Source organism: Micromonospora sp. NPDC049257 (assembly GCF_040678915.1).
Lineage (GTDB): Bacteria > Actinomycetota > Actinomycetes > Mycobacteriales > Micromonosporaceae > Micromonospora > Micromonospora antibiotica.
Map to the genome: position 1 here is coordinate 60,859 of NZ_JBFAQU010000026.1, position 22,177 is coordinate 83,035.

Annotated in this window: 25 protein-coding genes and 1 riboswitch; of the genes, 18 read left to right on the forward strand and 7 right to left on the reverse strand. The window is 73.0% G+C overall.

Annotated elements, in window-relative coordinates; translation table 11 throughout:
- The first annotated feature begins 44 nt into the window (after window positions 1–44).
- From dnaJ to AB0K25_RS26850, 10 genes are all read left to right on the forward strand, one after another.
- A complete protein-coding gene (dnaJ, locus tag AB0K25_RS26805) occupies window positions 45–1,190 on the forward strand; it encodes a molecular chaperone DnaJ (RefSeq protein ID WP_208570147.1) in 1,146 nt (381 codons plus the stop codon).
- A 131-nt stretch (window positions 1,191–1,321) separates the two neighbouring features.
- Window positions 1,322–2,056, forward strand: a complete 735-nt coding sequence (locus AB0K25_RS26810) for a 16S rRNA (uracil(1498)-N(3))-methyltransferase (protein WP_357535677.1) — start codon at window positions 1,322–1,324, stop codon at window positions 2,054–2,056.
- 386 nt (window positions 2,057–2,442) lie between these two features.
- The gene (locus AB0K25_RS26815) at window positions 2,443–2,802 is read left to right on the forward strand and encodes a histidine triad nucleotide-binding protein (RefSeq protein ID WP_219464277.1); all 360 of its coding nucleotides are present in this window, start codon (window positions 2,443–2,445) and stop codon (window positions 2,800–2,802) included.
- An 85-nt stretch (window positions 2,803–2,887) separates the two neighbouring features.
- Entirely contained in the window at window positions 2,888–4,285 is a 1,398-nt protein-coding gene (locus AB0K25_RS26820; protein ID WP_363823344.1) for a serine hydrolase domain-containing protein, read from the forward strand.
- 137 nt (window positions 4,286–4,422) lie between these two features.
- Window positions 4,423–5,478: a PhoH family protein gene (locus tag AB0K25_RS26825; protein WP_219464275.1), complete on the forward strand. Its 1,056-nt coding sequence runs from the start codon at window positions 4,423–4,425 to the stop codon at window positions 5,476–5,478.
- Between the two features lie 18 nt (window positions 5,479–5,496).
- Complete coding sequence (gene ybeY, locus AB0K25_RS26830; RefSeq protein ID WP_208570106.1) at window positions 5,497–5,970, forward strand: rRNA maturation RNase YbeY; 474 nt, start codon at window positions 5,497–5,499, stop codon at window positions 5,968–5,970.
- Window positions 5,946–7,328, forward strand: a complete 1,383-nt coding sequence (locus AB0K25_RS26835) for a hemolysin family protein (protein WP_219470287.1) — start codon at window positions 5,946–5,948, stop codon at window positions 7,326–7,328. The genes ybeY and AB0K25_RS26835 overlap by 25 nt, the downstream gene beginning before the upstream one ends.
- Window positions 7,321–7,707, forward strand: coding sequence for a cytidine deaminase (locus tag AB0K25_RS26840; RefSeq protein WP_208570105.1), 387 nt, complete (start codon window positions 7,321–7,323; stop codon window positions 7,705–7,707). Before AB0K25_RS26835 ends, AB0K25_RS26840 begins: the two co-directional genes overlap by 8 nt.
- Window positions 7,704–8,600 (forward strand): GTPase Era, encoded by an 897-nt coding sequence (era, locus tag AB0K25_RS26845; protein WP_208570104.1) that lies wholly within the window; start codon window positions 7,704–7,706, stop codon window positions 8,598–8,600. The genes AB0K25_RS26840 and era overlap by 4 nt, the downstream gene beginning before the upstream one ends.
- Before the next feature lie 130 nt (window positions 8,601–8,730).
- Window positions 8,731–9,813: an acyltransferase gene (locus AB0K25_RS26850; protein ID WP_357535670.1), complete on the forward strand. Its 1,083-nt coding sequence runs from the start codon at window positions 8,731–8,733 to the stop codon at window positions 9,811–9,813.
- 14 nt (window positions 9,814–9,827) lie between these two features.
- Here the strand turns inward: AB0K25_RS26850 and AB0K25_RS26855 are convergent, their stop codons facing one another.
- The gene (locus tag AB0K25_RS26855) at window positions 9,828–10,604 is read right to left on the reverse strand and encodes a DUF4097 family beta strand repeat-containing protein (protein ID WP_357535668.1); all 777 of its coding nucleotides are present in this window, start codon (window positions 10,602–10,604) and stop codon (window positions 9,828–9,830) included.
- A gap of 102 nt (window positions 10,605–10,706) precedes the next feature.
- Here AB0K25_RS26855 and recO point away from each other — a divergent pair, with 102 nt between their 5' ends.
- From recO to AB0K25_RS26870, 3 genes are all read left to right on the forward strand, one after another.
- Window positions 10,707–11,603 carry a DNA repair protein RecO gene (gene recO, locus AB0K25_RS26860; protein ID WP_208570101.1) on the forward strand — a complete coding sequence of 299 codons (897 nt, stop codon included), beginning with the start codon at window positions 10,707–10,709 and terminating at the stop codon, window positions 11,601–11,603.
- A gap of 32 nt (window positions 11,604–11,635) precedes the next feature.
- Window positions 11,636–12,412: an isoprenyl transferase gene (locus tag AB0K25_RS26865; protein ID WP_208570145.1), complete on the forward strand. Its 777-nt coding sequence runs from the start codon at window positions 11,636–11,638 to the stop codon at window positions 12,410–12,412.
- Between the two features lie 71 nt (window positions 12,413–12,483).
- Window positions 12,484–12,672 carry a hypothetical protein gene (locus tag AB0K25_RS26870; RefSeq protein WP_219464271.1) on the forward strand — a complete coding sequence of 63 codons (189 nt, stop codon included), beginning with the start codon at window positions 12,484–12,486 and terminating at the stop codon, window positions 12,670–12,672.
- Between the two features lie 173 nt (window positions 12,673–12,845).
- Here AB0K25_RS26870 and gndA read toward each other — a convergent pair whose 3' ends face one another.
- On the reverse strand, window positions 12,846–14,291 hold the full coding sequence (gndA, locus tag AB0K25_RS26875) for an NADP-dependent phosphogluconate dehydrogenase (RefSeq protein WP_208570099.1): 1,446 nt from the start codon (window positions 14,289–14,291) through the stop codon (window positions 12,846–12,848).
- A gap of 97 nt (window positions 14,292–14,388) precedes the next feature.
- Between gndA and AB0K25_RS26880 the strand changes: the two genes are divergently transcribed.
- Both AB0K25_RS26880 and AB0K25_RS26885 read left to right on the forward strand, forming a co-directional pair.
- Window positions 14,389–14,604: a hypothetical protein gene (locus tag AB0K25_RS26880; RefSeq protein WP_363823350.1), complete on the forward strand. Its 216-nt coding sequence runs from the start codon at window positions 14,389–14,391 to the stop codon at window positions 14,602–14,604.
- Window positions 14,605–14,785: 181 nt separating this feature from the next.
- Window positions 14,786–15,037 carry a hypothetical protein gene (locus AB0K25_RS26885; protein ID WP_363823351.1) on the forward strand — a complete coding sequence of 84 codons (252 nt, stop codon included), beginning with the start codon at window positions 14,786–14,788 and terminating at the stop codon, window positions 15,035–15,037.
- 159 nt (window positions 15,038–15,196) lie between these two features.
- Here AB0K25_RS26885 and AB0K25_RS26890 read toward each other — a convergent pair whose 3' ends face one another.
- The 3 genes from AB0K25_RS26890 to AB0K25_RS26900 are packed head-to-tail and all read right to left on the reverse strand — an operon-like array spanning window position 15,197 to window position 18,051.
- A complete protein-coding gene (locus tag AB0K25_RS26890) occupies window positions 15,197–15,997 on the reverse strand; it encodes an energy-coupling factor transporter transmembrane component T (protein WP_363823353.1) in 801 nt (266 codons plus the stop codon).
- The gene (locus AB0K25_RS26895) at window positions 15,994–17,421 is read right to left on the reverse strand and encodes an ABC transporter ATP-binding protein (protein WP_363823355.1); all 1,428 of its coding nucleotides are present in this window, start codon (window positions 17,419–17,421) and stop codon (window positions 15,994–15,996) included. The genes AB0K25_RS26890 and AB0K25_RS26895 overlap by 4 nt, the downstream gene beginning before the upstream one ends.
- Before the next feature lie 33 nt (window positions 17,422–17,454).
- Window positions 17,455–18,051, reverse strand: a complete 597-nt coding sequence (locus AB0K25_RS26900; protein WP_208570095.1) for an ECF transporter S component — start codon at window positions 18,049–18,051, stop codon at window positions 17,455–17,457.
- 75 nt (window positions 18,052–18,126) lie between these two features.
- A riboswitch (TPP riboswitch) is annotated at window positions 18,127–18,232 on the reverse strand.
- Between the two features lie 111 nt (window positions 18,233–18,343).
- Here AB0K25_RS26900 and AB0K25_RS26905 point away from each other — a divergent pair.
- The gene (locus AB0K25_RS26905) at window positions 18,344–19,174 is read left to right on the forward strand and encodes an alpha/beta fold hydrolase (protein ID WP_357535663.1); all 831 of its coding nucleotides are present in this window, start codon (window positions 18,344–18,346) and stop codon (window positions 19,172–19,174) included.
- A gap of 133 nt (window positions 19,175–19,307) precedes the next feature.
- Entirely contained in the window at window positions 19,308–19,811 is a 504-nt protein-coding gene (locus AB0K25_RS26910) for a DUF6328 family protein (RefSeq protein WP_219464261.1), read from the forward strand.
- 93 nt (window positions 19,812–19,904) lie between these two features.
- Here the strand turns inward: AB0K25_RS26910 and AB0K25_RS26915 are convergent, their stop codons facing one another.
- A complete protein-coding gene (locus AB0K25_RS26915) occupies window positions 19,905–20,072 on the reverse strand; it encodes a hypothetical protein (RefSeq protein WP_204926308.1) in 168 nt (55 codons plus the stop codon).
- Window positions 20,073–20,313: 241 nt separating this feature from the next.
- Between AB0K25_RS26915 and AB0K25_RS26920 the strand changes: the two genes are divergently transcribed.
- Entirely contained in the window at window positions 20,314–21,612 is a 1,299-nt protein-coding gene (locus AB0K25_RS26920) for a cellulose binding domain-containing protein (protein WP_357535660.1), read from the forward strand.
- 90 nt (window positions 21,613–21,702) lie between these two features.
- Here the strand turns inward: AB0K25_RS26920 and AB0K25_RS26925 are convergent.
- Window positions 21,703–22,177, reverse strand: a 475-nt coding sequence (locus AB0K25_RS26925) for a cellulose-binding domain-containing protein (RefSeq protein ID WP_363823358.1), incomplete at its 5' end; no start/stop codon positions are given.

Here is a 22,177-nt window from a genome sequence, read left to right on the forward strand (position 1 = left end):
GCCGACCGGCGCAACGCGAGACGAACATGAGGACACGGAACGCAGTGGCCAGGGACTACTACGGCATTCTCGGCGTCGGCCGGGAAGCCTCCGATGACGAGATCAAGCGTGCCTACCGCAAGCTGGCGCGGCAGTTCCACCCGGACGTCAATCCGGACCCGGAGGCACAGGAGAAGTTCAAGGACATCAACGCCGCGTACGAGGTCCTCTCGGACGACCGGAAGCGGCAGATCGTCGACCTGGGCGGCGACCCGCTCGCCCCGGGCGGAGGGGGCGCCGGTGGCCCGGGTGGCCCCGGTGGGGCCGGCCCGTTCGTCGGCTTTCAGGACATCATGGACGCCTTCTTCGGTGGTGCGGCCGGTGGGGCGCGCGGTCCGCGCCCGCGTACCCGCCCCGGAGCCGACGCGATCCTGCGGCTGGAACTGGACCTGCACGAGACCGCCTTCGGCGTCGAGGCCCCAATCACCGTCGACACCGCAGTGCTCTGCACCACCTGCTCCGGGGCGGGCACCGCAGCCGGCACCCACCTGGCGACCTGCGAGGCGTGCGGGGGCCGGGGCGAAGTGCAGTCGGTGCAGCGGACCTTCCTCGGCCAGGTGGTGTCGGCCCGCCCGTGCACCGTCTGCCAGGGCTACGGCACCACCATCCCGCACCCCTGCCCGACCTGTGCCGGCGACGGCCGGGTGCGGACCCGCCGCTCGCTGACCGTCAAGATCCCCGCCGGGGTCGAGGACGGCATGCGGATCCGGCTCGCCCAGCAGGGTGAGGTCGGCCCGGGCGGCGGCACCGCCGGTGACCTCTACGTCGAGATCCACGAGCGCCCGCATGACGTCTACTCCCGCAAGGGCGACGACCTGCACTGCCGGGTCACCGTCCCGATGACGGCCGCCGCGCTGGGCACCCGACTGACCATCAAGACGCTCGACAGCGAGGAGACGGTCGACGTCAAGGCCGGCACCCAGCCGGGCAGCACGCTGCGACTGCGCGCCCGGGGCGTACCGCACCTGCGGGGCACCGGCCGGGGTGACCTCTACGTCCACCTGGACGTGCGTACCCCCACCAAGCTCGACGCCGACCAGGAGAAGATGCTGCGGGACTTCGCCAAGACCCGGGGCGAGGAGGTCGCCGAGCTGAGCAAGCAGGGCGGCTTCTTCTCCCGGATGCGCGACGCCTTCAACGGCCACGCCTGACCCCGGGCCGGCTCCGGTCAGCTCGGCCCTCGGACGGTTTCCCGGTCCGGTGGTTTCCCGGTCTGGGTTTCTTGGTCCGGGTGGTGGCCCGGTCCGGGGCGGTGGGGGCCGGGCCGGTTAGCCTGATCGGCGTGTCCGCGCCGCTGTTCCTGGTCGAGTCGCTGCCCACCGCCGACCAGCTCATCCTGGACGGCCCCGAGGGCCACCACGCCGCCACCGTGCAACGGCTGCGCGTCGGCGAGGAGCTGCTGCTCGCCGACGGTCGGGGTGGCACCGCCACCGCCGTGGTCACCGCCGTCGGCCGGGGCACCCTGGACCTCACCGTCACCTCCCGGGGGTACATCGACGCGGACGTCCCCCGGCTGGTCGTGGTGCAGGGCATCGCCAAGGGCGACCGGGGTGAACTCGCCGTGCAGGCGATGACCGAGGTCGGGGTGGACGAGATCGTGCCCTGGGCGGCGTCCCGCTCGGTGGTGCAGTGGCGCGGCGACCGGGGCGTACGGGCCAGGGAGAAGTGGGCGGCGACCGCCCGGGAGGCGGCCAAGCAGGCCCGTCGTGCCTGGTTGCCGGTGGTGGCGGGAGCACCGGACGAGTCCACCGCCACGGTGGCCCGCCGGATCGCCGGGGCCGGCGCGGCGTTCGTCCTGCACGAGGAGGCCGAGGAGCGGCTGACCACGGTCGAGCTGCCGACCACCGGCGAGATCATCCTCGTGGTCGGCCCCGAGGGCGGCATCGCCCCGACCGAGTTGACCGCCTTCACCGAGTCCGGCGCCCGCCCGGTCCGGTTGGGCCCCTCGGTCCTGCGTACCTCCACCGCCGGCGTGGCCGCCCTCTCCGTCCTCTCCACCCGCCTCCCCCGCTGGTAACCCCCTCTTCCCCTCCCTCCCTCGCCCCACCTCCGCCCCACCTCGCCCCGGCCAACCTCCCTCGTCCCGTGATCAAGAGCTTTACGTCATCCGCGAGCCCAATCCCGCCCTAAACCTCTTGATCACCGAGCCCACCACCCAACCCTCGGCGTTGGTGGCTGGTGATCAAGAGGTTTGGGTCATCTGGGGGCTTGAAATTGGCGTAAAGCTCTTGATCACCGGGACGAGAGGGCTGGCCGAGGCGGGGCGGGGCGGGGCGGGGCTGGGTGGGGTCGGCGGGCTGGGCCGGGTGGGGTGGGCTGGCGGGGGATGGGGCGGGTCGGGGTGGCGGGGAGTGGGGGTGGTGGGGGAGTGGGGGTGGTGGGGGTGGTCTTTAGAGTGGGGGGATGGGAGCTGACTGTCTGTTCTGCCGCATCGTCGCCGGGGAGATTCCGGCCACCATCGTCAAGGAGACCGCCGGCACCCTGGCGTTCCGCGACATCGGGCCGAAGGCGCCGGTGCACGTGCTGGTCATCCCCAAGGAGCACTACGCCGACGTGGCGACGCTCGGCCAGGGTGACCCGGCGCTGGCCGGTGAGGTGCTGGCCACGGCTGCCGCGGTGGCCGAGGACGAGGGGCTGACCGGCGACGGCTTCCGGCTGATGTTCAACACCGGCGCGTACGGCGGGCAGGAGGTCTTCCACGTGCACGCCCACCTGCTCGGTGGCGCGCCGCTCGGACCGATGCTGGCCCGGGACCTGGCGTGACCTGCGGAGGCTGCCCGGGGCCGGGCGTGACCACCGCCGGCGACCCGGCCTGCGACGTGACGGTCGTCGACGATCGGAGACCGGTGTGACGTCCGAGGCGGGACCGGGCACCGGCCCGGCCGCCACCCACCGGTTGGCGCGGCTGGTCCGGCAGGTCCAGGCGCAGGCCCGGGTGCCGGCGCTGGCGGTGGCGTTGCACCGGGCCGACCGTCCGCTGTGGACCTGCGAGGTCGGCGGCACCGGCAACGACACCGTGCTCGGCCCGCGCAGCCGGTTCCGGATCGGTTCGGTCACCAAGACCTTCACCGCCGTGCTGGTGTTGCAGTGCCGCGACGACGGCCTGCTCGACCTGGACGACCCGCTGGGCCGGCACCTGGACCTGCCGGCGCACGGCGAGCTGACCGTACGCCGGTTGCTGTCGCACACCGCCGGGCTGCAACGGGAGCCGTACGGGGACGTCTGGGACACGCTGCGCGCGCCGCAGGTGGACGAGTTGATCGCCGACCTGGTCCGGGTCGAGCGGGTGCTGCCCACCGGCCGCCGCTACCACTACTCCAACCTGGGCATGGCGCTGCTCGGCCGGCTGGTCGGCGCGCTGCGGGGCGGCACCTGGGCCGAGGTGCTCGCCGACCGGGTGCTCACCCCGCTGGGGCTGGCCGACACCTCGGTCGACCCGGGGTCGCAGGCGGTGACCGGGTTCCTGGTCGACGCGTACTCCGACGAGGCGCATCCGGAGCCGCCGACCGACTTCGGGGCGGTCGGGCCGGCCGGCCAGTTGTGGAGCACGGCGACGGACATGGCCCGGTGGGCGGCGTTCCTGGCCGACCCGGGGGCCCTCGACCCGGGCGGGGCGGTGCTCGCCCCGGCCACCCTGGACGAGATGCGCTGGCCGGTGACGACCACCGACGAGACGGCCTGGAAGGCCGGCTTCGGCCTCGGCCTGATTCTGGTGCCGTACCCGGACCGGGTGGTGCACGTGGGGCACGACGGCGCGATGCCCGGTTTCCTGGCCGGGGTCTACGGCCGGCGCGGTGGTGACGGCACGGCCGGCGCGATGGGCTGCGCGGTGCTCGCCTCCTCGGGCACGGCGGCGCAGGTGCTGGAGCTGCCGCACCGGTTGCTGGCCGCCGCCGCCGAGCACGACCCGGCGGACATCCCGCCGTGGCGTCCGGGCACGGGTGCGCCCGGGCCGCTGCGCGGGGTGTTGGGCCGCTGGTGGGGCGAGGGATTCGAGTACGTCTTCAGCTGGCACGAGGGGACGCTGCGGGCCCGGGGCGCGGACGATCCGGTGGGCCGGCCCCCGGCGGTCTTCGCGCCGACGCCGCAGTCGCCTGACGTGTTCCGGACCGTCGCCGGGCGGGAGGTCGGGGAGTTGCTGCGGCTTACCCGGGACGCTGACGGCACGGTGGTCGCGATGCACTGGGCCACCTACCGCTTCACCCGTCACCAGGAGACCTTCGACCGGTACGACTTCCGGGCCTGACCGGGCGACCGGGCCGGGAAATTCGACGCGGTGCCGCCGGTGCGGAGCGGATACGATAGGCGTATCGTCCGCACGCCGTGCCAGCAGGGCACGGCGCGAGATGGAAGCAGGTGGCGCAGGGCCCCACGGCCCGACCTATGACCGGCACCCCACCTCCCGGCCCGCCCCGGGTGCAGACCAGGATCACGGTTCCCGATGCCAAGATCATGGTCAACCTGCTCGGCGCGGGCGACGAGATCCTGCGACTCGTCGAACGTTCGGTCACCAGTGACGTGCACGTCCGTGGCAACGAGATCACCATCACCGGTGCGCCCGCGGACAATGCTCTCGCCGAGCGCCTCTTCAGCGAGCTGCTCGAACTGATCGAGAAGGGCGAGACCCTGACCACTGACGCTGTCCGGCGTACCGTCGGCATGCTCGAACAGGGCGGCACCGAGCGGCCCGCCGAGGTGCTCACCCTCAACATCCTCTCCCGGCGCGGGCGCACCATCCGCCCCAAGACGCTGGGCCAGAAGACGTACGTCGACTCGATCGACGCCAACACGATCGTGTTCGGCATCGGCCCGGCCGGCACCGGCAAGACCTACCTGGCGATGGCGAAGGCCGTCCAGGCGCTCCAGGCCAAGCAGGTCAGCCGGATCATCCTGACCCGGCCGGCGGTCGAGGCGGGCGAGCGGCTGGGCTTCCTGCCGGGCACCCTGAACGAGAAGATCGACCCGTACCTGCGCCCGCTCTACGACGCGCTGCACGACATGCTCGACCCGGAGTCCATCCCGAAGCTGATGGCCGCCGGCACGATCGAGGTCGCCCCGCTGGCCTATATGCGGGGAAGGACGTTAAATGACGCTTTCATCATTCTGGACGAGGCGCAGAACACCACGCCCGAGCAGATGAAGATGTTCCTCACCCGGCTGGGCTTCGGTTCCAAGATCGTGGTGACCGGTGACGTCACCCAGGTGGACCTTCCCGGTGGGACGGCCAGCGGGCTGCGGGTGGTCCGGGAGATCCTGGTGAACGTCGAGGACGTGCACTTCGCCCAGCTCTCCAGCGCGGACGTGGTCCGGCACCGGCTGGTCGGGGAGATCGTCGACGCGTACGCCCGCTGGGACGAGCGGGAGAACCAGCAGGCGCAGGGCGTGCACGCCGTGCCGGGGCGGACCGCCCAGGGCGGCCGGGCCGGCCGCCGCCGCTAACCAACCAGAGGAAGACAGTTGTCCATCGAGATCGCCAACGAGTCCGGTGTCGAGGTCGACACCGACTCCGTGCTCGCCGTGGCCCGGCACGCCCTCGACGAGATGGGGGTCAACCCGCTCGCCGAGCTGTCCGTGTTGCTTGTCGACATCGGCTACATGACCGAGCTGAACCATCGTTGGATGGGCGGTGACGGCCCCACCGACGTGCTCGCCTTCCCCATGGACGAGGGCAGCGTCGACCACGGCCCGGGGGAGAGCGCCCCGGCCAGCGGTGAGCCGGCCCTGCTCGGTGACATCGTGCTCTGCCCGGAGGTGGCGGCGAAGCAGGCGGCCACCGCCGGGCACACCGCCGCCGACGAGCTGCACCTGCTCACCGTGCACGGGGTGCTGCACCTGCTCGGCTACGACCACGCCGAGCCGGAGGAGGAGCGGGAGATGTTCGCCCTCCAGGCCCGGTTGCTGGCCAGCTGGCGGTCGACCCGGTCGCGGTGATGGACATAGTCGCGGCCGGCCCGACCGCCGGCCTTCCCGATCTTCAGCTGATCTTCTTCGCGGCCGGGCTGGTGGTGCTCGCCGGCCTGATCGCGATGACCGAGGCCGCGCTGGCCGCGGTCTCCCCGGCGCGGGCTGCGGAGCTGGCCCGCGACGGGGCGCGCGGCGCGCGTACCCTCCAGGCCGTCGCCGGTGACGTGGTCCGCCACCTCAACCTGTTGCTGCTGCTCCGGCTGCTCGCGGAGCTGACCGCCACCACCCTGGTCGCCCTGGTGGCGGTGGACAGCTTCGGCGCGGGCTGGCGGGCGGCGCTGGTGACTGCCGGGGCGATGACGGTGGTCAGCTTCGTGGTGGTCGGGGTGGCCCCGCGCACCCTGGGCCGGCAGCACGCGTACGCGGTGGGTCGGGCGGTGGCGCCGCTGGTGCGTTGGCTGGGCCGGGCGCTCAACCCGCTGGCCTCGCTGCTGATCCTGATCGGCAACGCGGTCACCCCGGGGCGCGGTTTCCGGGAGGGGCCGTTCGCCACCCAGGTGGAGCTGCGGGAGCTGGTCGACTTGGCCGAGCAGCGGGGGGTGGTGGAGCACGGCGAACGCCAGATGATCCACTCGGTCTTCGCGCTCGGCGACACCATCGCCCGGGAGGTGATGGTGCCGCGCACCGAGATGGTGTGGATCGAGGAGGGCAAGGCCCTCTCCCAGGCGTTGGCGTTGTTCCTGCGTTCCGGGTTCTCCCGCATCCCGGTGATCGGGGAGAGCGTCGACGACGTGCTCGGTGTGCTCTATCTCAAGGACCTCATCCGGCATACCCGGGGTGGTGACCTGCGGGCGCACCAGACCCCGGTGGCCGAGCTGATGCGACCGGCGACGTTCGTGCCGGAGTCCAAGCCGGTCGACGACCTGCTGTCGGAGATGCAGGCCGCCCGCAACCACCTGGTCATCGTCGTCGACGAGTACGGCGGCACCGGTGGCCTGGTCACCATCGAGGACATCCTGGAGGAGATCGTCGGTGAGATCACCGACGAGTACGATGTCGAGCGCCCGCCGGTGGAGCACCTGGCCGACGGTGCGGTCCGGGTCACCGCCCGGCTGCCGGTGGAGAACCTGGGCGAGTTGTTCGACACCGACCTGCCCACCGACGAGGTGGAGACGGTCGGTGGCCTGTTGGCGCAGGCCCTGGGGCGGGTGCCGATCCCGGGTGCCGACGCCGAGGTGGCCGGCCTGAAGCTGGTCGCCGAGGGCACCACCGGCCGACGTAACCGGATCGACAGCGTGCTGGTCAGCCGGGTGCCGTCGACCGGGGGCCCCGATTCCCGTGACAACCAGAACAGCACCGAGGAGAGGCAACCCGCCGATGCCTGAGACACCCGCCGTGCCGGCCGCCCGGCCCACCCCGTCCGATCCGGCCGAGTTGAGCGCCGAGGACGGCAAGCTGGTCGTGCTGGCCCGTGGCGCCCGGGCCCGGGTGGCTGCCGTGGAGGGCGCGGCGGTCCGCGACCAGGACGGCCGGACGTACGCTGCGGCGAGCGTTTCGCTGCCCTCGTTGACCGTCACGGCGCTCCAGTTGGCGGTCGCCTCGGCGGCGGCGGCGGGGGCGAGCCGGTTGGAGGCGGCGGCGGTGGTGACCGAGGCGTCGACCCTGGACGGGGCGGGGCACGCGGCGGTGCGGGATCTGGCTGCGGACGCGCCGATCCACGTGGCCGCCCCGGATGGCACGGTCCTCGGCACGGTGGTCGAGTGACCGGCGTGGAGCAGCGGCCGTACCGGGCGGGTTTCGGGTGTTTCGTCGGGCGGCCGAACGCCGGCAAGTCGACGCTGACCAACGCCATCGTCGGCACCAAGATCGCGATCACCTCCAACAAGCCGCAGACCACCCGGCACGTGATCCGCGCGGTGCTGCACCGGCCGGAGTCGCAGCTGGTCCTGGTCGACACCCCCGGCCTGCACCGGCCCCGGACGCTGCTCGGTGAGCGCCTCAACGACCTGGTGCGCACCACCTGGACGGAGGTCGACGTGATCGGCCTCTGCATTCCGGCCGACGAGCCGGTGGGTCGGGGCGACCGGTTCATCAGCGGCGAGTTGAGCGAGTTGAAGGCCACCGTGCTCGCGGTGGTGACCAAGACCGACCTGGTCGACAAGCGGCGGCTGGCCGAGCAGTTGCTCGCGGTCAGCGAGCTGGCCGACTTCGCCGCCGTGGTGCCGGTCAGCGCGGTCTCCGGGCACCAGGTGGACACCCTGGTCGACGTGATGACCGGTTACCTGCCGCCGTCGCCGCAGCTGTATCCGGACGACATGCTCACCGACGAGCCGGAGCAGGTGCTGGTCGCCGAGCTGATCCGGGAGGCGGCCCTGGAGGGGGTCCGCGACGAGCTGCCGCACTCCATCGCCGTGGTGGTGGAGGAGATGATCCCCGAGGGTCAGCTCATGAAGATCTATGCCGACGTCTACGTCGAGCGGCCCAGCCAGAAGGCGATCGTGCTGGGCCACCGGGCCAGCCGGCTCAAGGAGGTCGGCACCACCGCCCGCAAGCAGATCGAGGAGCTGCTCGGCACCCGGGTCTATCTGGACCTGCACGTGCGGGTGGCCAAGGAGTGGCAGCGGGACCCGAAGCAGCTGCGCAAGCTGGGTTTCTGACCCGTACGCCGGGGTGAAATCCGGACACCGATATGGGAAGTTTCACGTCAGGCCCCGATTAGCAGCGGTTTCACAGGTCGGGTGCGCAGGGTAGGGGACGTTCATCCGTCCCCGACATAGATGCAGCCTGATGCGTAACCGATATCTGGACCTGCTCCGTTTCCTGGCCATCGTCCGGGTCGTGGTCTACCACGTCACCGGGCTGGCCACGCTGACGCTGATCTTCCCGGCGATGTCGATCATGTTCGCCCTGGCCGGGTCGCTGATGGCGGCGTCGATGGACCGGTACGGCGTGTCCGCGCTACGGCGTCGGCTGCGCCGTCTGCTGCCCTCGCTGTGGGTGGTGGCGGTGATCTTCGTGCCGGCCATGCTGCTCACCGGGCTGGAGTTCACCCCCCGGGTGGTGATCTGGTTGTTCCCGATCACCGACCCGCCCGCCAACTACTGGGGCGGGCTCGCGCTCAGCCCGATCTGGTACCTGCGGGACTACCTGTGGTTCCTGCTCGCCTCCCCGGTGGCGCTGTGGCTGTTCCGCCGGGCCCCACTGCCCACCCTGGCCGCCCCCTACCTGCTGCTGGTCGCGATCGAGGTGGGTCTCCTACCGACCACCTCGGCGGTGCTGCGCGCCTTCGGCCTCTATTTCGGGGCCTGGCTGCTCGGCTTCGCCCACCACGACGGCATGTTGTGCCGGCTGGCCGACCGGGTGCTGGTGCCGGTGGCGGTGCTGCTGGCCGGGGCCGGCACGACGTGGATCCTCACCCACCCGGGGCCGCGCGGCTACGACCTCAACGACATCCCGCTGGGCAACGCCCTGTGGTCGGCGGCGTTCATCCTGGTGGTCATCGGCCGGGCCCCGGCCACCGCCGCCTGGGTGGACCGGAACCGGATCTTCAGCCGGCTGGTGACGGTGGCGAACCGGCGCGCGTTGACCGCCTACCTGTGGCACATGCCCTTCGTGGTGGCGCTCACCCCGCTGGTGGGCCTGGTCGGCTGGTCACCCCGGGACCCGTGGGGGCTGGCGATCCGGGTGGTGCTGGTCTTCCTCCTGGTCGCGGTGGTGACCCTGCTGGTCGGCTGGGTGGAGGACGTGGCGGCCCACCGCCGCCCCGAACTGGTCCCCGGCCGCCCGCACCCCCGCCCGGCGACGGCGTCGCCCGGCGTCCCGGCACCCCGGACACCCGAGGCCGACACCGCCGAGATCAGGGCCCGCTGAGGTACGCCACCCGCTCAGCGCTGCACGACCGTCAGGTTTCCGCTGCCAGCCTCCAGGTCCAGCACCAGCGGTGCGCCCGGGTCGTTGGTGACCCCGATCTCGGTGTCCCCCGAGTCGACATTCGACTTCACCCGGTACCGGCCGGCCGGCACCGTCAGCTCGACGTCCCCGCTGCCGGCGTGGGCCCGCGCCGAAGCCGGCCTGCTCAGGGTGAGCGTGATGTTGCCGGAACCGGTCTCGGCGGAGACGTCGCCACCGAGCCGGGTGCCGGTGACGTCGCCGGAGGAGGCCCGCAGGTCGACCGGGCCGGTGACGTTGAGCACCTCGATGTTGCCCGACCCGGTCTCGGCCCGCACCGGGCCGGCCGCCTCGATGATCCGGATGTTGCCCGAGCCGAGGGTGAAGTCGACCGAGCCGATCCTGTTCAGGTCCACGTCACCCGAACCGGTCTCCCCCTGCACCCGCACCCCGGGCGGGGCGGTCACCTCGTACGACACCGAGCAGCGGGGACCGCACTCGGTGTCCAGCACCAACTCGTCACCGGTGATCTCGTACGTGGTGTCCGGCTGGTCACCCTGGTAACGGAGCACCCGCTTGACGCGTACGCCGGTGGCGGGGCCGGTCGCCCGGACCACCACGTCCCCGGAGCCGGGCCGTACGGTGATCCGGGCGATCTTCGCCGCCTCGGTGGTGTCGAAGTCCAGCCGCCGGAAGGAGAGCGTGTCGCACCCGGTGACGAGGATGAGGGCGGCGGTCGCACCCAGGGCGACCGCGCTGCGGGGAAGAGCCATGCCCAGCAACCTACGACCGTCGCCACCTGCGGCACATCGGGGGCGAAGCGCGGGCCCACCCCGAGCCGACCCTGATTTCCCACCCCGAGGGAGAATGACCGGATGGCCGGGTACCGCCGACAGCTCTACCGCGACGACGCGGTGGTGCTGCGCGTGCAGAAGCTGGGCGAGTCCGACCGGATCATCACGCTGCTGACCCGCCGGCACGGCCGGTTGCGCGCGGTGGCCCGGGGGGTACGCCGCACCACCAGCAAGTTCGGCGCCCGGCTGGAACCGTTCGGCCACGTCGACCTGCAACTCGCCGGCGACCCGAAGGGCAACACCGGCAGTTCGCTGCACAGCGTCAGCCAGGTCGAGGGCATCGACCTGTACGGCAAACGTTTCCTCGGGGACTACCCCCGGTACACGGCGGCCAGCGCGATCGCGGAGACCGCCGAACGCCTCACCCCCGTCGAGCGGGAACCGTCGCTGCGGCTGTTCCAGCTCACCCTCGGCGCGCTCAAGGCGTTGTCCCGGGGTGAGCACGCCACCACGCTGGTGCTCGACGCCTACCTGCTGCGCGGGATGAGCCTCGCCGGGTGGGCGCCCGCGTTGACCGCCTGCGCGGTCTGCGGCACCCCGGGGCGGCACCGGGCGTTCTCCGTACCCGCTGGGGGTGCGGTCTGCCCGGACTGCCGGCCACCCGGCGCGGCCCACCCCGCGCCGGCCACCATCGACCTGATGTCCGCCCTCACCAGCGGCGACTGGCAGGTCGCCGACGCCACCGCCACCGGGGTACGCCGGGAGTGCAGTGGCCTGGTCGCGGCGCACCTGCAGTGGCACCTGGAACGCGCGCTACGCTCGCTGCCGCTGGTCGACCGGGGTGGCCCGACGCCCGGTGCGCCGGACACCGGCCCGGTGGGCGGCGGGCCGACGGGGGACGACGGGGGTGCCCCGGGTGGCCGGGTGCCGCCGCCCCGGGTCGGCGTGGAGGGTGGGGACAAGGAGATGACCGAGTGATCCGATCGTTGAGGGCCGACCGGCGGACGCCGGTGCCGCCGACCCCGCACCCGTCGGGCGCCCGGCCACCGGCGCTGCCCGCCGAGGCGCTGCCGAAGCACGTCGCCGTGGTGATGGACGGCAACGGCCGCTGGGCCAAGGAGCGTGGACTGCCCCGCACCAAGGGCCACGAGCAGGGCGAATACAGCCTCTTCGACACCGTCGAGGGGGCGATCGAGCTGGGTGTGCCCTACCTGTCGGCGTACGCCTTCTCCACCGAGAACTGGCGGCGCTCGCCGGACGAGGTCCGCTTCCTGATGGGCTTCAACCGGGACGTCATCCGTCGCCGCCGCGACCAGCTGGTCGACCTGGGGGTGCGGGTGGTCTGGTCGGGGCGGGCGGGCCGGCTGTGGAAGAGCGTCATCTCCGAGTTGCAGACCGCCGAGGAGATGTCCCGGGGCAACTCGACGCTGACCCTCCAGTTCTGCGTCAACTACGGCGGCCAGGCTGAGATCGCCGACGCCGCCGCCGCGATCGCCCGGGAGGTGGCCGCCGGCCGGCTCGACCCGGACAAGGTCACCGAGAAGACCGTGGCCAAGTACCTCTACCACCCGGAGGTCCCCGAGGTCGATCTCTTCCTGCGCCCCTCCGGCGAGGAACGGATCTCCAACTTCATGCTCTGGCAGTCGGCGTACGCGGAGCTGGTGTTCCTGGACACCCTCTGGCCGGACTTCGACCGCCGCCACCTGTGGTACGCCTGCGAGCTGTACGCCCAGCGGGACCGCCGGTTCGGCGGCGCGCTGCCCAACCCGGTGGCCCCGCCGCGCTGACCGGCCCACGATTGGTGATCTCACCTGCGGGGTACCACCACCCCGACAGCCAATCGCGGAGGTGGGCACACATGATTCAGAAGCGGATCGCGCAGTGGGCAATCATGGCGGTCGCCGTGCCGCTGGCCGCAGCCGGTGCCCGCCAGCTGAGCCACACCCTGGAGTCCCGACGGGGGCCCAGCGGAGTGAGCCGGATGCTCTCCAAGGGCGCCGACGTGCTGCGCCCCCGTAAGGCCGCCCGGCGTCGCCGGTTCTGGTGACCACCCGGCACCGGCTTCCCCGGTGACCAGCGGGTCACCACCGACCTCACGGCGAACGCCCCGCCACCCGGTTGTTCACCGGGATGGCGGGGCGTTCGCGTGGCACTGGTGCGGGTCCGGTGGTCGCGGTGCCCCACCAGGGACACCGCGGCACGCCGGGAAGGTGTGGTGGGTCAGCCGGCCACTTCGGAGCGGTCGGCGGTCGCCCACAGGGTGTGGAACGCGCCCTCCCGGTCGACCCGGTGGTAGGTGTGCGCCCCGAAGTTGTCCCGCAGGCCCTGGATCAGGGCCGCCGGCAGCCGCTCCGCGCGCAGCGCGTCGAAGTAGGCAAGCGACGAGGAGAAGGCCGGGGTGGGCACGCCGGCCCGGGCCGAGTCCGCCACCACCCGACGCCAGCTCGGCACGCCGTCGCTCACCGCGTCGGCGAAGTACGGCGCGACCAGCAGCGTCGGCAGCTCCGGCTGCGAGTCGTACGCCTCGCGGATGCGGTCCAGGAAGCGGGCCCGGATGATGCAGCCGCCCCGCCAGATGGTGGCGGTGCCACCCAGGTCGATGTCCCAGTGGTACTCGCGGCTGCCGGCCCGGATCTGGTCGAAGCCCTGCGCGTACGCGACGATCTTGCTGGCCAGCAGCGCCCGGCGGACGTCCTCGACGAACGCGTCCCGGTCCTCGACCTGCCACTTCTCGCCCGCGTCGCCGAAGGTACGGCGGGCGGCCTCCCGCTGACCGGCGTGCCCGGACAGCGACCGGGCGAACGTCGCCTCGGCGATGCCGGTGATCGGGATGCCCAGGTCGAGGGCGATCTGCACCGTCCAACGGCCGGTGCCCTTCTGCTCGGCCTGGTCGAGCACCACGTCGACGAACGCCTTGCCGGTGGCGGCGTCGGTGTGCGCCAGCACGTCGGCGGTGATCTCGATGAGGAACGACTCCAGCTCGCCGGTGTTCCACTCCCGGAAGATCTCCGCGATCTCCGCCGGGGTCGCCCCCAGCCCGGCCCGCAGCAGGTCGTACGCCTCGGCGATGAGCTGCATGTCGGCGTACTCGATGCCGTTGTGGACCATCTTGACGAAGTGGCCGGCGCCGTCGGGGCCGACGTGCTGGCAGCAGGGGACGCCGTCCACCTGCGCGGCGATCTTCTCGAACATCGGCCCGAGCTTCTGGTAGGACTCCGCCGAGCCGCCCGGCATGATGCTCGGCCCGAGCAACGCGCCCTCCTCGCCACCGGAGACACCGGTGCCGACGAAGTGCAGCCCGTGCTCGCGCAGCGTCTCCTCCCGGCGGCGGGTGTCGGCGAAGTGGGCGTTGCCGGCGTCGACGACGATGTCGCCCTCCTCCAGCAGCGGCACCAGCTCGTCGATGACCGCGTCGGTGGGGGCGCCCGCCTTGACCATGACGATCACCGCGCGGGGCCGCTCCAGCGAGCCGACGAAGTCCGCCAGGGACTCCGACGGCACGAAGGTGCCCTCGTCACCGTGCTCGGCGACCAGGCTGCGGGTGCGCTCCGGGGAGCGGTTGTGCACCGCCACGGTGAACCCGTTCCGGGCCAGGTTGCGGGCCAGGTTGCGACCCATCACCGCCAGCCCGGTCACGCCGATCTGCGCCGTCGCCTGTTGCGTCATCCGTACCCGCCCTCTCACGTCACCTGTGTGCTGCGACCGTATCGCGCGCCCGCGACGGCCGGCAGCCGCCGTCCACCCAGTGTCACAGGGTGGTCGCGTGCGTGCGGCAGCGACCGTCCCGCCGCCGGGCCGGGCCGGTCGTCGGGACTTCCGCCGTCGGGCGGCGGGGTCGTCGGGCCGGATGGTCGTCGGGCGGCGGGGTCGTCGGGACTTCCGCCGTCGGGCCGGGATGGTCGTCGGGCCGGGATGCTCGTCGGGAAAAGCGGGTGCGCCGGGCGTGGGGGTCGGCTACCGTGACGACATGCGCATCTGACGCCCTTTCTGAGAGCCGACCCGCCGCCGTGGCCGCGGGTCCGCGTGCTCGGGCGTCCGCGTCTCCCGTCCCCTGCTGACCGGGGATGACTCGTGGCCGGTCGTCCGGAGCCGATCCCGTCCGTCGACCGCCCGCCGCTGAGGCGACGGTGTGGTCCTCCGCACGTCCCAGGAGGCAGCGAATGCCCGCCAAGCGCAGTCCCAAGAAGTCCCGACCTGTCGTACCGTCGCCGGTGGAGGTGGATCCGGCGGCGCTCGCGGCACTCACCGTGACGCCCGCGCACCCGGTCCCGGTCGCCGTGACGCCGCCCCACCCGGACGATCTCGTCCGGTCGAACCCACCCCGGCCGCCGTCGCGGTCGGGCCGGCCGGTCCGGGCCGGCTCCACCGCCGCCCAGGGCCAGGGCCGTCGGTACGCCTTCCGGCGCAGCTGAGCCGCCCGGGCGCAGACGTCCCACACCAGATAGCTGAAACAGCGGTATCCGGACCTCCGGATACCGCTGTTTCAGCACAGTGGTGCCGGTGCGCCCCGGTGTGCCTGGTGGCCGGCGTGCCCGACGGGGTGGTGGGGCGACGGCCCGGTGGGGCGCGGGTCAGCCGATCAGGGGCCGGAAGGTGCCGAGGGCGACGCTGACCGCGAGCGCGCCGCCGGCCAGGGTGGCGGCACCGGCGACCAGCAGCCAGTCGGCGGGACGGAACACCTGCCGGCGGGCCACCGTGCGCGGGGTGCCGGCGTCGAACCCCCGGGCGTCCATCGCCACCGCCAGTCGGGTGCCGCGCCGGATCGCGCCCACCAGCAGGGCGAACGCCGTGGCGACGAAGAGCCGCAGCCGGGCCAGCGGGTTGCGGCCGGCGTCCACGCCCCGGGCGCGGCGGGCCATGGTGAGCATCTGCCACTCCTGGCCGAGCAGCGGCACCAGCCGGAACGCGGCCAGCGCGCCGATGGCGAACCGGGCCGGGGCCTTCGCGTTCTGCACCAGCGCGTCGGCCAGGTCGGTCGGGTCGGTGGTGGCGAAGACGATCACTCCGGGCAGGGCGACCGCGAGCATCCGCAGCACCAGCCCGAGCGCGGTGACCAGCACCCCGGAGGTGACCAGCAGCGGCCCCGCCGCCCACAGCACCGGGCCGGACCGGTCGGCGGCGAACAGCAGCAGGGTGACCAGGATGCCGACGGCACCGGCCAGCAACGGCCACGCCCGTCGGGCCAGCACCCGGTAGCGGATGCCGAACAGCGGCAGCAGCGCCAGCTCGACGGCGATGGCGACCGCCGGTGCGACCGGGTCGAGGCTGGCCACCAGCACGAACGAGAAGATCAGCCCGGCTGCCAGTTTCGCCACCGGGTTACGCCGGGCCAGCGGCGCACCGGGCGTCGCGACGGGTTCCAGGCCGATCACGGCTGATCCCGGGCGGGGTGCAGGGTGACCGTCCGGTCGGCGAGCGCGGCGACGAAGTCCCGGTCGTGGGTGACGGTGACCACGCCGTGCCCGGCGTCACGCAGGTCGGCGAAGAGGTCGACCAGCTCACCCCAGGTGCGGTGGTCCTGGCCGAAGGTGGGTTCGTCGCAGATCAGCAGCCGGGGCGCGGTGGCCAGGGCGGTCGCCACGCTGAGCCGCCGGGCCTCCCCACCGGAGAGGGTGTACGGGTTGGCCCCGGCGAGCCGGGTCAGCCGCAACCGGTCCAGCAACCCGTCCACGGTGGCCCGGACGGCGACCTCCGGGCGGCCGGTCCGACGCGGCCCGAGGGCCAGTTCGTCGCGGACGGTGCGGGTGACGAACTGGTGCTCCGGGTCCTGGAAGACCGAACCGATCCGACCGGCCAGCGCGGGGGCCCGCCACCGGTGCGGGGGCGTACGGGCGTCCCTGTCGGCCAGGGCGGCGGTGCCGGTCAGTCGACCGACGCCGGGGCGGAGCAGCCCACCGAGCAGCAGCGCCAGGGTGGACTTGCCGGCCCCGTTGGGACCGAGGACGGCGAGCGCCTCGCCGGCGCGTACCGTCAGGTCGGTGGGGGCCAGCCGGGGTGGCAGGCCGAGCCGGTCGACGGTGAGCAACCCCGCACCGGGCGGCCCGGTGGCCGGCCGGGACCCGGTGGGGTGGCCGGGCACCCAGACACCCTCGGCAGCGAGCGCGGCACCGTGCGCGGCGAAGACCGTCGCCGGTGGCCCGTCGGCCCGGACCCCGCCACCGGGAGTCAGCACCACGACCCGGTCGACCAGGGGCAGGGCGTCGGCGACCCGGTGTTCGACCAGGACCAGGGTGGTGTCCGGGTCCAGCGCGCCGGCCACCGCGCCGCGCACCAGCTCCGCCCCGGCCGGGTCGAGGTTGGCCGTCGGCTCGTCGAGCAGCAGCAGCCCCGGCCGCAGCGCCAGCACCCCGGCCAGGGCGAGCCGCTGCTGCTCGCCGCCGGACAGCGCCGCGGTGGGCCGGTCCCGGGGGTAGGGGAAACCGACCCGGCGCAGCGCCTCGTCCACCCGGGGCCAGATCTCGTCGCCGGGCACCCCCCGGTTCTCCAGGCCGAACGCGACGTCGTCACCGCAGCGGGCCATCACCAGCTGGGACTGCGGGTCCTGGAAGACGGTGCCGACCCGTTCGCGGGCCTTGGCCGGGTCGAGGCCGTCGATCTCGACGGTGCCCTCCTGCTCGCCGGAGTCCGCCGGCAGCAGCCCGGCCAGCGCGGCCAGCAGGGTGCTCTTGCCGGCCCCGGACGGCCCCAGCAGCAGCACCCGCTCCCCGTGGTCGATGCGCAGGTCCACCCCGCGTACCGCCCAGGCCCGCCGACCGGCGTGCCGCCAGCCGAAGCCGACCAGCCTCACACTCGCCACGTCGCCGGCACCTCCATGATCGTCAGGAGAGGATCAGACCAGGGTGCGGTCACGGCCGGCGGGGAACCGGTCCAGCACTCCGGTCTCGGCCAGCGCGCGGGTCAGGTACCAACCGCCGACCCCGGCGACGACGGCTGCGCTGAGCACGGTCAACGCCGCGTACGGCAGGCGGTAGCTGGTCAGGGCGTACTCGGCGTTCCAGACGAAGAAGTCGAACAGGGCGGCGCTCAGCCCGGTCAACGCCCCGGCCAGCACCGCCACCGGCAGCCGGAACGACCGGTAGCGGAACGCGGCGAAGGCCAGCTCCGCGCCGAGGCCCTGGATCAGCCCCTGCACGATGGTGATCCCGCCCCACTCCGCGCCGAGCAGTGCGGAGACGGTGGCGGCGACGGCCTCGCAGAACAGGGCCGCCCCCGGCTTACGGATCACCAGGCCGCCGAGGACCGCCGGGACCAGCCACACGCCGTACATCACCGCCTGGCTGGCGGGTGCGGCGGCGAATGCCGGGTCGGCGGCCTTCCAGACCAGGCCCCAGGCCCAGAAGATGACGCCGAAGGCCACGGCGATCACGGCGGCGACCACGATGTCGATCGTGCGCCACCGGTTGCTGTTGGTGGTGGTGTGCGGCATGTCGGTGCTCCCAGTCCAGCGATCGAACCAGGAGAAGACGCACGCCGCGCCCGGCGGCTGCCGGACGGCGGCGCGGCTGGAGGTCGACCGAACTCCCTGCGCTGGCATTACCCAGATCAGGTTCGAGGGTCTGCGGGCGGTGCCCGCACTCTCAGCGCTGTGCGCTCCCCTGTCGGATGTGAAGTTGTCTCGGCAGACGCTAGCACCGACCTGCGGCAACGGCCCAGCAGGTCATGGTTCCCGGCATTCGACGTCCCGGGCGCACACCGGGGCGCTGGGTAGGCTGCCGGTCATGCGGGTGGCGGCGCGGGGACTGACGTTCGACGTACGGGCCGGTGGGCCCGAGGGCGGCGAGGTCGTGCTGCTGCTGCACGGCTTCCCCCAGCACGGCGGGGAGTGGGACGCGGTGGTGCCCGCCCTGCACGCCGCCGGGCTGCGTACGTACGCCCCCGACCAGCGGGGTTACTCGCCCGGGGCCCGTCCCACGGAGGTGGCCGGCTACCGGCTGCCGGAACTGGTCGCCGACGCGGTGGCGGTGCTGGACGCGCTGGGCGTCGACACCGCGCACGTGGTGGGGCACGACTGGGGGGCGATCGTCGCCTGGGCGCTGGCCGCGTGGCACCCGGAGCGGGTGCGTACCCTCACCGCGGTCTCGGTGCCCCATCCGGCGGCCTTCGGGTACGCGCTGTCCACCGACCGTCGGCAGCGGGCGCGTTCGGCGTACATGACGTTGTTCCGCCGGGCGGGCCTGGCGGAGCGGGTGCTGCTGGCCGGGCGGGCGGTGGTCCTGCGTCGGCTGCTGGCCGGCGTCGGTGACTCCGCCCGGGTGGCCCGCTACGCCCAGCCGATGCGCGGGCCGGGCGCGCTGACCGGGGCGCTGAACTGGTACCGGGCGATGTCGGGGCGGGACCTGAAGGCGGTCGGTCCGGTGCCGGTGCCGACCAGCTACGTGTGGAGCGACCGGGACGTGGCAGTAGGGCGTACCGCCGCGCAGGCCTGTGCCCGGCACGTCACGGGGGACTACCGGTTCATGGTGCTGGCCGGGGTGACGCACTGGATTCCCGACGAGGCGCCGGGGCCCCTGGCCGAGGCGATCCTGGCCCGGGTGTGCCCGGCGGCCTGAGCCGCCCTGCCGAGGGTGGACCGGGCCGATCGGGGATCGTGAATCGGTTTCGGGCGATTGCGGATCGGGCACTGGCGTTGCTGCCGACGGGAGGTGCTCCCGTCGGTCGTACCGTCTCATCCGGAGGTAGCGCGTGTCGAAGGAATCCGAGAAGCAGCGCTGGCAGCGCAACTTCGCCGATCTGCTCCAGGAGTTGCGGGTCGCCCAGACCGGCGTGCAGATCCTCTTCGCCTTCCTGCTGACCCTGCCGTTCAGCAACGGTTTCACCCGGACGAGCGAGTTCCAGCGGGACGTCTACATTCTCGCGCTGCTGTCGGCCGCCGCGGCCACCGCGATGATCATCTCGCCGGTCGCCTTCCACCGGGCGCTGTTCCGCCAGGGTCGTAAGCCGGAGCTGGTCCGGTTCGCCCACCGGATGGCCACCGGCGGCCTGGCCTTCATGCTGGTCGCCATGGTGAGTGCGGTCCTGCTGATCGCCGACTTCGTGCTCGACACCGGCATCGCCGTGGTGCTCACCGTGGTCACCGGCCTGTGGTTCCTGACGTTCTGGGTCATCCTGCCGTTCGTCCGGCGCAGCTGGGGTGAGGACGACATCGACGACGACGATGACGACCCGGTGGTGACCAACGGTGACTGATCCCGCCCTCGGGCGGTGAGGGACGCAGTGGGCCGGGCCCACCCGGGCCGACGGCGGTCGGGGTGGGCCCCGCTTCGCGTGTCGGCCGGATCGTCAGCGGGCGATGGCCCAGGCCAGCACGGCGGCCAGGATGAGCCCGTTGAGCAGCGCCAGCACCAGGTACGCCTGCGGCGGGATCTTGCGTCCGCGCCGGACGAAGCTGACCAGTACGGCGGCGTACGCCAGCAGCAGCACGGCGATGACGATCAGGAAGTAGAGCACCGCACCACCCTAGACGAGGGGGTTGCGGTGCCTGGCGACCGAGCGCGACCGCCTGCGGCCCGGTGTGGCGTCATCTGGCGTGCCGGTTCGACCGGGCGGAGGTGGGAGAGCAGATTAATATCGAGTAACATCGATTTTCGCCTCCTCTCGTCCCGGGGTCCGGCCATCGTCGCGGGGCTCGGGCGGCCGTCCAGATGGGGGCGGGCGACGCCGGCCCGGCACCGGCGACTAGGAGCAGATCATGAGAGCAGCGCGACGACGTGTCGCCGGACTGGGCGCGATCACGCTGGCGGTCCTCGCGGGCGGGGTGGCGGTCGCGGCCGGGAACGCCACCGCGGCGGCGACCGGCTGCCGGGTCGACTACAAGGTCACCAGCGAGTGGCAGGGTGGCTTCGGCGCGGACGTGACCATCACCAACCTCGGTGACCCGGTCTCCGGCTGGACGCTCACCTGGGCCTTCGCCAGCGGGCAACAGGTCACCCAGGCGTGGAACGCCACCGTCACCCAGAGTGGGACGGCGGTCAGCGCGAAGGACGTCGGCTACAACGCCGCCATCGGCACCGGTGCCGGCGTCAGCTTCGGCTTCAACGGTGCGTGGACCACCGCGAACCCGGTCCCCACCGGGTTCGCGCTCAACGGGGTGTCGTGCACCGGCGCGACGCCGACCGCGACGCCCTGCCCACCGCCGTCCACCCCGCCGACCGCGACGCCCACGCCCACCCTCACGCCCACGCCGCCCCCCACCCGGACGCCCACCCCCACCCCGACGCCCACCCCCACCCCGACGCCCACCCCCACCCCGACGCCCTCGACGCAGCCGCGGGTCACCGTGTGGCTGGCCGGGGACTCCACGGTCGCCAACCCGTCGTCCAGCGGGGCCTGCCCGGTGGGCTGGGGCAACCAGTTCGGCCAGTACCTCAACGGCAACGCCACCGTGGTCAACAGCGCGGTCGGCGGACGCAGCATCCAGACCTGGCTGTACGACCCCAACGTCACCACCACGATGAACTCGGCCGGCGAGTGCGTGATCAACCCGCAGACCTACTCGACCCGCTGGCAGGCCATGCTCAACGCCAACGGCGGGATGAAGGCCGGCGACTACCTGTTCATCCAGTTCGGCATCAACGACGGCAGCGCCACCTGCAACCGGCACGTCGGCTCGGCCCGCTACAAGGAACTGCTCGGCGTGATGGCCCGCGCGGCCCAGCAGCGCGGCGCGTACCCGGTCTTCCTCACCCCGGCCGCCGCGATCACCTGCTCGGGCAGCACCGCCGTGGGCAACCGGGGCTTCCTCACCGAGACGTTCGACGCGGGGCGGGCCAACAACGTCCCCGTCATCGACCTGCACAAGCTGAGCTACACGCTCTACAACACGCTCAAGCTGTGCCCGAACAACGGGGACTACAACTCGGGCGCGGTGGGGGCGTTCTTCTGCGCCGACCACACCCACTTCGAGACGGCCGGGGCCCGGCAGATCGCCGGTGTGGTGGCCACCGCCCTGCGTAACCAGCAGTTGGGCCTCGCGGCCTACCTGCGCTGACTGTGAGCCTGGTGGAGTCGGTTCAGCAGTGGTGAGCTGAATAGCTGGCGTGCGGTCGGGCGGCCCCGGACCGGGGCCGCCCGACCACGGTCAGGACAGCGCGCAGGCGGTGCCGTTGAGGGCGAACCCGGTGGGTCGGCTGTTCGCGCCGGTGGCGTCGGCGAGGAAACCGAAGCTCGTCGTCGCGCCGGCCGCGATCGCACCGTTCCAGTCGGCGTTGGTCGCACGGACGGTGCCGCCGCTCTGCGTGTAGCTCGCGTTCCACGCCTGGCTGATCCGCTGGCCGTCGGCGAAGCTCCACTGCAGCGTCCAGCCGTCGACCGGGGCCGTGCCGGTGTTGCGGATCGTCACCTCGCCCTGGAATCCGCCCTGCCATTGCCCGGTGACCGAATACCCGACGGCGCACCCGGTCGCGCCGGCCGGCGGCGTGGTCACCGGCGGCGTGGTGGGCGGTGCGGTGGTGGGCGGGGGCGTGGTGGGCGGTGCGGTGGTGGGCGGGGGCGTGGTGGGCGGTGCGGTGGTGGGCGGGGGCGTGGTGGGGGGGGCGGTGGTGGGGGGGGGGGGG